Below are 12227 nucleotides of genomic sequence, written 5' to 3'. Positions count from 1 at the left end.
TTTTGTATCGGTAAAAGTCTTTATTAATTATCACCATAAAGATGACCACTGGTAAAATCTTTATAAGTCTCATCGACATCTTTAAACGCATTGGTCTCCATCAATTTCTTATTCTCAGCTTTCAACTTATACATCTTTATGATGGCTATAATTATGAATACAAGAAATATAGATGCTACGGCTATTAAAATCATAGTAAGTTGCGTGGTCGTCACTACTAAAGCCTTAGAAAGCAGTTTGTTAAGCATGATTAATAATATTAGATTTGGGTTCTATGGTGCTAATATAGAAAAAAAACATAAGGTAAATGCTTAGTTTTAAATAATTTACACTAATGTTTTTAACATTTTCATCGTTAAAGCGATTGAAATATTCGATAAACCGCAGTGTTTTCGGCTAAAAGAACGATTTGAATGACTTGTTAACAATTCAAAAATTTAACATATATGTTTTATTAATACCACTCTAAAAGGAGCACTTCAATTGAATTATCACCATCATTCACTATTTTTTTAAATTCACTAACATCGCTCATGCCTTCAGAACCCCTGTAGTGATAAGGATATACTGTTTTAGGTTTAAAATCTAACACTGCATCAGCAGCACTTTCAACTGGCATTGTATAAGGTAGATTCATACAGACAAAGGCTTTGTCAATGTTTTTAAGATTTCGCATTTCAGGGATGTCCTCAGTGTCGCCAGAGATGTATATACGTTCGTCATTAATGTTCAATACATAACCATTGCCTCTTCCTTTTTCATGGAATTTTAATGCTTCCTCACGTAAGTTATACATTGGGATAGCTTCAACTTCAATACCTTTAGCGTTTAATTTCTCACCATTGTTTAGCACTTTAACATCCAAATTTAATGAACTTGGTATTTTATCAGCTACTGCTTTGGGTGCTATTACTGATGCATTTTCTAAATCTAAAGCTTCTAGTGTTTTTACGTTTAAATGGTCACCATGGATATCGGTAATTAATACCAATGTTGGTTTGTTTTTGTTTTCAAAAGCTTCTGCACCTCCTGTTGGGTCTATATAAATAACATTATCTTCAGATTCTAAAATAAATGTAGCATGCTCAATGGGTATAATGTTTAGGCTACTTTCCGTTTTGGTATTTTCAGCCATTTTCTCATTTGACTCTACTGTTTCAGTAGTTGACTTTTCGTTTTTGCAGCAAAACGTAGTTAGAAGAATAAGTAATAAAAGGTTGATTTTTATAAATTTCATAATTGCATGTTTTTCATAAAGATACCCAACAATAGCGATAACTTAAAATTTGTAACAATTTTATAACAATCACTACTTATAATTTAGTAGGCAAAATTTTTATACTCTCATAAAATTACCGAAATTGCTTATCCATTAAATTGTTCAACTAAAATATATAATACAATATGTCTGATGATTTTGATTTATTAGAGACCAACTCACAAGAAAAAGCTGAAAAAGTAGATGTAAACTGGGGAAAAGCCATAGACCAAATGAAGTCTAAGTTGGCTCAAGAGGATGATCCAGAAAGTCGTCAGAAAATATTAAATGCCACATTGGACAATGTGGTTGATATGGCAGAGAAAGATAGAACGACACTTCTAGATGCCATTAAGGATTTAACAGACTATCAAGATGAAGTTGGTATTATGTTCGAAGGCTTTTCAGCATTAAATGCTGCCGAGCAAAAAATCATTGATGATGCTGTAAAAAGACTAGAGCGTGCTAAGGTTGAGCTAGAGGATGCCAAGGCTAAACCAGACACATGGTGGAACAATCTTTGGGGACGAAAAAGCAAAATCAGAAGTGCTGAAGAAGAACTAAGAGAAGCACAAAAACAGCGTGATGGTGCCGATAACAGAGCAAAAGCTATGTTTCAACAACGTATAGAAACCGCTGATGTACAAACACTTCTTAATGAATTGTCATTTAAAAGTCAGGCTGCCATTAAGCGTTTAAAGGATAGAGAGCTCGAAATAAAAGAAGTTGAAGAAAGTCTTAAAACTGCAATTGTAGAGGCAAGTAACAACCATACCAAAGCGCTTCAAAAGAAAAAAGAAGTAGAGGCAAAGCTCGAAGAGCAATATGCATTATTAAAGCAAGCTAGACAGGCTTTAGAAGAAGTGGCTGACAAGCAATCCACGGAATATTCCGAAGCATTGGAAAAAGTTACAGGGTTAGAGCAAAAGGTTGAGGAATTAGAAGGCCTTAAAAATGCTTACACAACTTTAGCTGCTTCTAAGGATAGTTTTGTACACAAGCATAACTTAACCATTAAGGTGTTGACGTCTTTGAGAAGTAATCTTCAAACGCATCGAGCAAAATTAAAATCGGACACTGACGAGCGACTCAAATATTATGATGGTTACGTTGTTGCGCTGAAAGCACGTACAGATCAAGAGTTTGCCGCAATCCTAGAGCATTTAGGTGTTAAGACCGATGAGCATATTGGAGAAACATTAGCAGCTATGCATACTGCAAGTGCTAAGGCACGTCAAGAAATGATGGATAATATTCCAGTTCACGAAAAAGTAATGCAAGGTGTTTACGGAAGTTATGCTGAAGCCTTAAAGGATATTAGAGCAAAAGATGCAGAAATCCAGCAGAACTTCGCTGATCGTTATGGTATTGACATGAAAGAAATTTTTGATGAATACTATAAAGCAGATCCAAACGCACCAGCGGATGGAGGTGAGCCAGCAGGTAAGCCAAAGCCAGAACCTAATGAAGATGACCTCTTAGGATAATTCAGTAATAAGTATAAAGTAACAAGTCATTACATTTAAGTTTCTAATAGAACTTGTTTACTTTACACTTTGTACTTAATACTTGTTACTAAAAAATGATCGTAACTCCATTAGATTCCGCAGTATTAGATTCCAAAGAGCAATATGTGTTCTATCACAAGATGTTAGATTTTACGCTCAAGGAACTCATAACTGCTGTTCAGGCAAAACAAATACTTAATCAACAAGAAATACTGTTGTTTAAGCAGTACACCGACTTGTTATTGTATTCTGTTGAAGCCATGCGTGTTAAGTATATGTATGATGATGAAGAAAACATGAAGGTGGATCTTACGGATTCTGGTTTCCCTAATTATTTAGAGTTCCGTTATTTGTTTAATGATTTAGAACTTAGGGAAGAATTTCTTAGCAAGCTTACTAATATCGATGTCCTTAAGGATGAGTTTTTAGACACCTTAATGCGTAAAAAAGAGCCTATTTCTAGGCGAAAGTTATTTCAAGCCGCATCAATAGTGTATTATACTTCTGCGAAGAAAGAATATATTTTCAATCGATTTGTTCAGGGAAAGATATTGGACGCACCTCAAGGTTCGCCTGGAGAATATATGGTAAGCTGGAGTTTTTATGAAGTATCGCACAACAGACCTTTTATTTGCTACATGTATTTTAATTATGATGGTAGAGACCCACTCAAGGATAGAGAAGATATCTATTACGTTTTAAAGACGGTTGCAGATAGAGAATTGAATATAGACACAATGGCGTATGCCATCGATAAAAGATTGCCTAAGGTAATGCCAAAGCTTATAAAACGTGTGGATTTAGGACCGATTCACAATGTGTTTGCAAAGGACGAGAACGAAGTCACTCATGCTATTTTAGATGGTATTGCCAAAAAAAATATTCCGCTGGAATCTTATGCTATTTCATTCAAAATTGATGAAGTGAGTTCCAAAAGTGAATTTAAGGAAGGTAGTTTCTTTAGCAAGCAGACCTTTCAAAGATGGACAGGTTTATATAGAAGACGTTATGTCTTTGCACCACACAGAATCATACAATTATTGTATAACAAAACACCAGAGATTATGAATAAGCTAGAAATTCCGCCTATTCAGGTTTCTGATTTGAAAATTGAAAAAAAGTAACGTCATAACGAGGAACGAAGTTATCTCTTCAATTGAAACAGATTACTTCACTTTGTTCGCAATGACGAAATAAATAATAAATGGAACACAATTCAACATTCCCAATAAAACTTAACGAACTCGATATGCTTCGTGATGAAGCTACGTCTTATCTAAAATCCATACAATGGGAGCAGAGCCAACGTGCCAAAAACAAGAATAATGACGGTAAAGACGAGTCTATTTTATTGTATCTATCAAGAGCCAACAACGGAAGCAATGTTAACGTCACATCTGTTTCAAAAACTATTCTGGGATTGAAGAAACGTTTATTGCCAGAGTCCGTAGCGATTCCTATTTATTTGAATCAATCATTGTACGCTATTCAAGAAGGTATTACTTTAGGAATTTGGGTTAAGGATAGTTATTACGATGCTTCTGGTTTGTCAACACTTAGCGAAAACAAATCGGCATTGGACAGTTCGGGAAAGCGCGAGTACGAAAGTAAAATGCACACGGCTACGGCTTTTATGCTGTTTGCTACGGCTTATAAAATTCTTCACGATTTAAAACCACACGCTTCAGACGATTTATCGGTGATGAAGCAGAAGTTTGCAGGAATTCCTGAAGTGTCGTTTTTATCACCTTTAAAAGGAATTTCATGTCAACTGTTTTATTACGATAAGTATTTAGGGCATCCAGATATCATAAAAACGGATAAAGATGTCATCGATTTTACAGTGGTTTATTTTGAGGCTTTAATTGATGAAATTCAATTACGAAAAAGCACTTTGGAATATACCGATACCATTGAAGACAGAACCTATAAACTAGAAAAATCAGACTTTGCGGTTGACGGTTGGAAGAATGTATTTGCCGGAACAGCCGTAAGTGTCGAGTTCAATAAGGTTCAGTTTGAACAAATTGTAGGTAATAAGGATGCGAAGCACTTTGCCAGACGATTGACAGAACGTCTATTGAGTTATGATTTTGAAGCTAAGAAAAATCCATTTCAAGAATTGGGCGGATTTATGCCAGTGTTTATGGGTTACGGAATTCCAGGAACAGGAAAAAGTATGCTCATTGCTGCCATTGCCACACGATTGAAGGCACACAGTGAAAATTTGGATATTCCATTTTTGTTCCACCCAATGCCAGATACTTTGATTTCAACATTTCAAGGTGGTTCTGCCGAAAAAATGGTAGAATGGATGAAACCATTGCAAGATCCAACACGTTTGATTTTTGCACCAATCGATGATGCGGAAAACAATCTACAAGAGCGTACAGCACAAGGTGTTTCTGCTGGTGTTAAGGAAGTGATTGGTGTGTTTTTAAGATATACCGAAGGTGCATACGCTGTAAATTACGGAAACAGTTCCATTGGCTTATTTACCAATTTACCCGAAATGTTGGATAAGGCCGTGATTTCTCGAGTGCAAGGTCGTTTTAAGATTGATGGAGCACGAAATGAAAAAGATTTTGTGGATCAGGATTACCTGTGGTGGAGAAAGCTGGAAGAGACCATGCCCAATTTCATAAATATGGACAATCCAGATAATTATAAATATCTCGATGCACAGAAAGTAGCGAAGAACTTAGGTGAAATTTTAGAAAAAATAGAGAGGCCAACTGAAGAACGTGTACTGAATACTTTTGATAAAGTTTCAAACAAGTATAAGGATGATGAGCATATGTTCTATGCGCATTTATACACGGAGATTCAGAAGATATTTCCGTTCTTTTCGTCTCGTGATGTGAGGAATATTCAAAAAGCAGTATCGTTGAGATTAACGGATTTTGATTTGGAACCAGATTGGTTTGAAAATCCCGAAATTTATTTCAAAAAGGATTATGATACCAAATTTAATATGCTGCAAGAATTGATGCGAGCCAATATGAAAGGCCTCGACTTCAGTGACATTAGACGACAAGAAGTAGTAAGGTATTTAGATAATGTGGCAACCATTGCAGATACAGACTTTAAGCGCAAAGTGGATGCAAGAATCAACCAATTGAATATTGAAACTGAAGCGAGAGAACAATTTGGGAAAAGAAATTGAGTATGAGTAACCGTATTAAAAACATAAATCGAAAAATTCTGTCCGATAATTACTTTACCTTATCCGAAGTTAAATTCGATTATCAATTAAAAAGCGGTGATTGGGTTAAAAATACTTGGGAAGTTTTAGAACGAGGCAATGCAGTAGCTGCCTTACTCTATAGCACCGAAAAGCAAACAGTAATCTTGGTAAAGCAGTTTCGCCTACCAGCATACATGAATGGCGTAGAAACAGGGTTTATGTTAGAAGTGCCAGCAGGCATATTGGAAAATAACGATGGCTCAGCAGAAGACGCGATGAAACGCGAAATACTGGAAGAAACAGGCTATAAAATCCCAAAGTTGACCAAAATCTATGATGCTTTCGCCACACCAGGAGGCAGTACGGAGCGATTTTCGTGCTTTGTGGGAGAATATTCAGATGAAATGAAAGTTGAGAATGGTGGAGGGCTTGATGATGAAAATGAAGATATTGAGATTGTTGAAATGCCTTTTAAAGTTGCTATTGAGAAAATAAATTCAGGAGGAATTATTGATGCAAAAACGATAATGTTGTTGCAGTATGCTCACATTAATAAATTGATAATTTAAACCTAGATGTCCCACTGAGCGCAGTCGAAGTGCTTAGGTAGGATTATAAGATTTCCACCTTCGTGGAAAATGAATATGAACAAACTTAAACAAGCAAATCTATATAGAAGTGAGCTCATTCCCGTGAGCGGAAAATTGGTGGAGCGCTATAACAAGTGTCTCAAAACCTTAGGTTTTAAGGAAACCAAGCTAAAATCCTTTTCCATTGATGGAGTGGGTTGGAGCCCAGAAGTTGCAGAAGAGCGAAAGGATGTGCATTATCTTAACCATGGAGATGCCAATCCACACGGTATTATTATTTCGCCTTTGCAAAGAGGAAAACCTGTCTATTTGCCGTTTCACTCATTCGATAGAGAGATGATGCAACATGTGTTTAGAACCCATGGCAGAAAGATTAATGATATTACAAGAGATTCGGCTATATGTATTGATTTTGACCAAGATATCGATGTATTTTACGAACCTTTGGATGTTTTAAAGTATGACGATGTCAGTATCACATTCCGGCTTATTGATAATCTCGAAGACAAACAAAAACAGCAATTGGCATTGGTCGATAAATTCCGTACCGGAAATAACTTTATTGACGAAAGCATTCACCAAGAATTACTGGATTCTGCCAAGACTTACGGAGATTTACGTGATAGGGATTTAAACCTACATCCATTACATTTTTCAACTGGGTCGTTTTTTACTAGAGCCTTTGGAGGCATCTATTTGCTTAGGGATTTTATAAAACCAATTGTTGTGTTTGAGAGCAAAGACGCTTATAAAGAAGCGATAAAAGATACCGTTCATGATGTATTGATTTATCATATTGCACAACCAGAATTAATCGACAAGCTAAAAGATCATATTATTATTGAATGTGATTTGGAGTACATGGTCAAAACACCGAATTACGATCGCATTAAGAAGTTTGAATTATTTAGCGCCCTTAAAGATTGTGAACACCCAATAAAAGATATCTTAACCAATAAGCCACTTTTTAAAAGCTATTTGAACAAAATAGATATCAAAGCGCGTAAACAGGTAATGGGAGTAGAGTTATATCTAGAAAAACTAGAGCGCAGTAATGCCTACAAGTTGGAGGATATGGTTGATCAAGCTATGTATTTTGCATTGCACCAACCGCATTCATCTTTATCAGCAGAACATCGCGATTTAATACATAAACTGCTCATAAATATTGCACCAAAAGATGTTTTGTTTTTGTATTGGTACGATAAGGAACAGTTTTACAAAAGCTACGACACTTGGGATGACTCTTTTAAGGATTGGGTAATAGAAACGATTAGTAACAACATATAGATGAAGCGTGAAGCATGAAGCACGGAGTTGGGAGCTGAAATAGTAACAAAACTCAAAACTTTAAGACTTATATAATGAAGTTTAAATTTGAAGATTTATTGATTTGGCAAAGAGCAATGGACTTGGGTGATGATATGGATAGACTAGCGGATTTGTTTCCTAAGAAAGAAATGTATAATTTATCTTCACAAATAAGAAGAGCTTCGGATTCCATAGCGTTGAATATATCTGAGGGCTCAATTTTGCAATCTGGACCAGAATACCGAAAGTTTTTGGGTTATTCCATTCGCTCAATTGCAGAAGTAGTAACTTGTTTGCATAAAGCCAAAAGAAGAAATTATATTGAAATGGATATTTTTGAGAAATATTATAAGGATTGCTTCGATTTAATCAACATGACCATAGCATTTAGAAATAAAATAAAATATTAATAAAGTTGGGTATGAACTTCAAACTTCATGCTTCCAACTTCCAACTTTTTTATCATGGGAATAGAACTCGTCATTTTTATAGCAGCTATATTATTCGGAATTTTTCTTTACTGGAGAGAATCTAATGGTAATGGAGCCTATCGCTTTCTAAATAAGGTTATGAACAGCAAGGAACTACAAATGAGTGCTGATAATCCCAAAGGGTTTGTCTATAAACAGGCCTTTTTACCACGATTGATTTTTGTAGTTGCTTTGGTACTAGTAGCAGCTTTGGTAGTTGAGTTTTTAACACCTCTTGCTGTGTTTTCGAGTTATGATGGTATTTCTGCATTTTCCTCATTTGCTGTGGGTACATTGATAGGTACATATGTAGCAAGTTTTGTCATAAAATCTTCTGAAGTCATTGAAACCCAAAGTGAATCACTGGAAGATAAGTTTGATGACGTCGTTGAAAAAGGAAAGGATTTCATTGAAGATCTAAAAAACAAGGACAACAAGGCCGTTGAAGAAGCTAAAGAAGAAATAAAGAACGAACCCGAAACCAAAATGAACGAGAAGAGTGCGAGAGATAGGTTGAAGGATAAGGGGTTGATGTGATGATGCGTCATTACGAGGAATAGAATGACGAAGTAATCTTTTAAATTGAAACTGAACTAATAATAAAAAGATTGCCACATCCCGAAACTTCGGGATTCGCAATGACAAAAATATACCATGATAAAATCATACTGGAATAAAGGAGCAAAACAAAAGCGAATCACAATTTTTGTCGGTTTACTAATCCTTATTTTATTGTTCTTTTTTAGGGACGATTACCAACCTGTACTATTATTTTTCAGAAAATACATTTTCATTATTTTAATCAGTGTTTTGATACTTGTATTGGGATTGAGAAAGTTCAGGAAAATTGCAAATACAGGTGGTCGTTTGAGTATTTTAGGATTGCTGATTGTGTTTTTCGGACTGTTGTATTATTTGGGTTGGAATCAAGGTTTATATGATTATATGAAAACCTATAACGTCTTCAATAATCTAAATAAGGTTGAAATAGATGAATTACCATTAACCCAAAACGAGCGTATTCAACCGTTACGAAACGTTCATTCCATGGCAAAAGAACGGGTTGCTGAAACTAAGGATGTATCATTGCCACATTTGGTGAGAATTGGCACTGAGAACAAATGGACTATGGCCATTCAGCCGAGTGAAAAGTACATCATGCAGCGTATTAATGATAATACAGAGGAAGTCTTTTCTGTGAGTAGTACAACGCCTTTTCCGAGGTTTTCCAACGAAAATCGTATTCCTGTGACCTTTTCAATAGGCGAGTCGTTGAAATTCAGCCGAAACACCTACAATGCCGTGGTGCAACGTTTTAACCCTTGGATGTTGTTTAACTACGAGCCAAGCGATACGTTTTACATGAAAAACGATTCAGGCAATTGGGTGCAAGTGGTCAGTTTAATCAAATGGAAGGGCTTCTTTTTTCCCTATCCAACTTTTGGTGGTGTTATGATTATTGACAATGGTGAGCACGATTTTAATGATTATCTAGAGCGCATTACCATTGGAAAAGGAACATTTGTAAGTCCGGATGATATAAAGAATTACCCATTCCTAAATAAGCAGAATACACTTGCTGAAGAAGTATCGCAACTTCAGGCAGAGTCACTAAAATTTCTCGGTGGATTCAGCGATCCATTACCTTGGAACATGGAAACAGCGGTTAAGATTCCATTGATGCCTAAAGACCAGAATCAACAACCTTATGTAACGGATTTTGATTTTGCAGGAAGTAATTCTGATGCCTACAGCGGACTCTACCATTGGTTTGGATTAGAACCCGTTGGAGATGACCGTACGAGTTTAAGTTACAGTGTTTTTATTCCAGCAGACGGTACGGATAAAATGTATTATTACGACCATGCATCTAAAAAAGAAGGCTTTGCAGGCGTTTCCGCAATGCCGTTAAAGGTGAAAGAATCACGAAAAGAATATGATTGGAAAGCCAGTACACCAGTAGAATTCAGACCATATATAAAAGACATTGCAGGTAGAAAGCGTATGTTTTTCCTTGGTACGGTATCTTCAATAAGTGATACCAATGCACAACAGTTTGACGGTTCTGCAACACCAGACTTGGTGTTGATAGACAGTGAGTATAGTGATGTGATTTGGATTGATGTAAAACATCCAAGCACTTGGGACGAAACCGTTTACAACCAACTCAATGAAGCTTGGAGAGCAAGTGAAGGCATTGGCTATTATTACCAAGAACAGCCAAAGGATGAAGATATTATGGAGCGCCAAATGGATTCGCTAAAAGCGATACCAAAAGTCAACGATAATTCTAAACAAATTGAGGCTTTACAGCGTCAACTCGATTCTTTAAAGGCTATTGAAAATTAGTTTAAAATTCTAACAGCATCTTAATATCAGAGCGTTGATAAGGACTGTTGGGCTCAAGTTCCAATTCCTTAAAACCATATTTTCTATATAGATATATAGCGTTTTCTAGCTTTGTTGCAGAATAGAGTAGAAGTGCCTTAAGGTTTTTAGACTTGGCAAAATCAATACAATGTTGTAATAATTGTTGACCGATTTTTTGTCCACGCTCTTCTGGCAGTACAGCCATTTTGGTAAGTTCTAGAATTCCGGTTTCTTCAGTAGGCATTAGAGCCACTGTGCCAACAACCTTATTTCCTTTCATGGCAAAGAAAATATAGCCTCCCTTGTTAATAATGTATTTATCGGGTTTGCTTAGAACTTCCTCGTCGTATGGTTCTACATAAAAGTAAGTTTTTAACCATTCAATGTTTAAATCGTAAAAGTTTTTGGCATATTTATTATCGTAATCTATAATCTCAATTCCCATGTGATCTTATAAAATCTGTTATTAAATAGCTGATGAGTTTTCCAACTGTAGTTTCAGTTTTCTTAGTTGGTGCAGCTTCGCAAATATGCAGATAACTTGCATTAGGGTGTTTGGCAACGTTATGAACAAATTGCCTAGCTTGCTTTACGCTAAAGCCACTTGGTGTTGTCGCACTACTGGGTATATTGGCAATGGCATCACAATCTATCTCAATTCCAAAACTATTGCTAGAGACATGGTCTAAGGCCTTTTCCAATTCAGAATTGTAATCTAAATCGCATCTAACCTCTAGCGCTTCATAAGTATTGTACTTAATATCCTTAATCTTCTTTATGGTTTTAAATAACTTATCTGAAGTATAGTTTTCATGTAATCCAAAGATGAAATAATTTTTTAAAAACCCTTCGGCATAGGCATAACTAAAACCATTACCGCTATGCCTCCCTTCTTCTGGCCTAAAGTCGGTATGCGCATCAAAGTTTATAACATTGACTTTGTCATTTTTTGCCAATGCCAGACCTTTTATATTTCCATAAGCATTATTATGTCCTCCGCCTATAATTATTGGTGTCTTTCCTGCTTTAATAATTGACGATACTATATGAGAGACATCATTATCAATGTCTTCAACAAAATGTCTAGCCTTTTTTATGTTTTTCTTCTTAGAGACATCTAAATTAGTTAGCTCTTTTCTTTGAGTGTCATAATCTAAATGACCCAATATTAGAACACGACTGGCTTTTGTAAAGTCATTATTTTGTGTATTTAACAAAAATTTAATCACAGTGCTCCAAGCTTTGTAAGTGCCTGTATGACCGAGGTTTGCAAAGACTCCGATGTCCTCAGAAATCCCAAAAATAACATAGTCAACGTCTAAATTAACAATGTCATCGTATATGTTAGTGAGGTTAGGTAATAACTGAATATGTTCTCCAAATTTTGATTCTCCTTTACGAGCTTTTAAAAGTGTATCGCGATCTTTTGAAGTGAATAAAACGAGATTTTGCATTTTGGATTAATATTTACAAAAATAAATGTACAGCTTTTACTTTAAACTCAAACTAAATAAAAAAACAAGAATTACAATA

12 protein-coding genes are annotated in these 12227 nt (G+C 35.6%); 8 read left to right on the top strand and 4 right to left on the bottom strand.

Features of this window, described 5'->3' with window-relative positions; translation table 11 throughout:
• Positions 1-23: 23 nt before the first annotated feature.
• Entirely contained in the window at positions 24-248 is a 225-nt protein-coding gene (locus SIB89_RS02360) for a hypothetical protein (protein ID WP_155087371.1), read from the bottom strand.
• Between the two features lie 206 nt (positions 249-454).
• A complete protein-coding gene (locus SIB89_RS02355) occupies positions 455-1237 on the bottom strand; it encodes an MBL fold metallo-hydrolase (RefSeq protein ID WP_412561009.1) in 783 nt (260 codons plus the stop codon).
• 167 nt (positions 1238-1404) lie between these two features.
• Here SIB89_RS02355 and SIB89_RS02350 point away from each other — a divergent pair, with 167 nt between their 5' ends.
• The 8 genes from SIB89_RS02350 (at position 1405) to SIB89_RS02315 (ending at position 10673) form a co-directional block, all read left to right on the top strand.
• Positions 1405-2745, top strand: coding sequence for a microtubule-binding protein (locus tag SIB89_RS02350; RefSeq protein ID WP_412561008.1), 1341 nt, complete (start codon positions 1405-1407; stop codon positions 2743-2745).
• A gap of 95 nt (positions 2746-2840) precedes the next feature.
• Complete coding sequence (locus SIB89_RS02345) at positions 2841-3890, top strand: hypothetical protein (protein ID WP_412561007.1); 1050 nt, start codon at positions 2841-2843, stop codon at positions 3888-3890.
• 80 nt (positions 3891-3970) lie between these two features.
• Positions 3971-5932, top strand: a complete 1962-nt coding sequence (locus SIB89_RS02340; protein WP_412561006.1) for an AAA family ATPase — start codon at positions 3971-3973, stop codon at positions 5930-5932.
• Between the two features lie 2 nt (positions 5933-5934).
• Positions 5935-6522, top strand: a complete 588-nt coding sequence (locus tag SIB89_RS02335) for an NUDIX domain-containing protein (RefSeq protein ID WP_412561005.1) — start codon at positions 5935-5937, stop codon at positions 6520-6522.
• A 75-nt stretch (positions 6523-6597) separates the two neighbouring features.
• Positions 6598-7833, top strand: a complete 1236-nt coding sequence (locus tag SIB89_RS02330) for a DUF6638 family protein (protein WP_412561004.1) — start codon at positions 6598-6600, stop codon at positions 7831-7833.
• A gap of 74 nt (positions 7834-7907) precedes the next feature.
• Entirely contained in the window at positions 7908-8264 is a 357-nt protein-coding gene (locus SIB89_RS02325) for a four helix bundle protein (RefSeq protein ID WP_412561003.1), read from the top strand.
• A 54-nt stretch (positions 8265-8318) separates the two neighbouring features.
• Positions 8319-8861, top strand: a complete 543-nt coding sequence (locus tag SIB89_RS02320) for a hypothetical protein (protein WP_412561002.1) — start codon at positions 8319-8321, stop codon at positions 8859-8861.
• Between the two features lie 117 nt (positions 8862-8978).
• Positions 8979-10673 (top strand): hypothetical protein, encoded by a 1695-nt coding sequence (locus SIB89_RS02315; protein ID WP_412561001.1) that lies wholly within the window; start codon positions 8979-8981, stop codon positions 10671-10673.
• Position 10674: 1 nt separating this feature from the next.
• On the opposite strand, the gene SIB89_RS02310 is transcribed toward SIB89_RS02315, so the two are convergent.
• Together SIB89_RS02310 and SIB89_RS02305 are read right to left on the bottom strand one after the other, a co-directional pair.
• Entirely contained in the window at positions 10675-11139 is a 465-nt protein-coding gene (locus tag SIB89_RS02310) for a GNAT family N-acetyltransferase (protein ID WP_412561000.1), read from the bottom strand.
• Positions 11129-12148, bottom strand: coding sequence for a formimidoylglutamase (locus SIB89_RS02305; RefSeq protein WP_412560999.1), 1020 nt, complete (start codon positions 12146-12148; stop codon positions 11129-11131). The genes SIB89_RS02310 and SIB89_RS02305 overlap by 11 nt, the downstream gene beginning before the upstream one ends.
• Between the last annotated feature and the right edge of the window lie 79 nt (positions 12149-12227).

This window comes from Winogradskyella sp. MIT101101, from assembly GCF_047126865.1.
Classification (GTDB): domain Bacteria; phylum Bacteroidota; class Bacteroidia; order Flavobacteriales; family Flavobacteriaceae; genus Winogradskyella; species Winogradskyella ouciana.
Note: the sequence above shows the minus strand (reverse complement) of the source record. Positions and strands in the feature narration are given on the sequence as shown.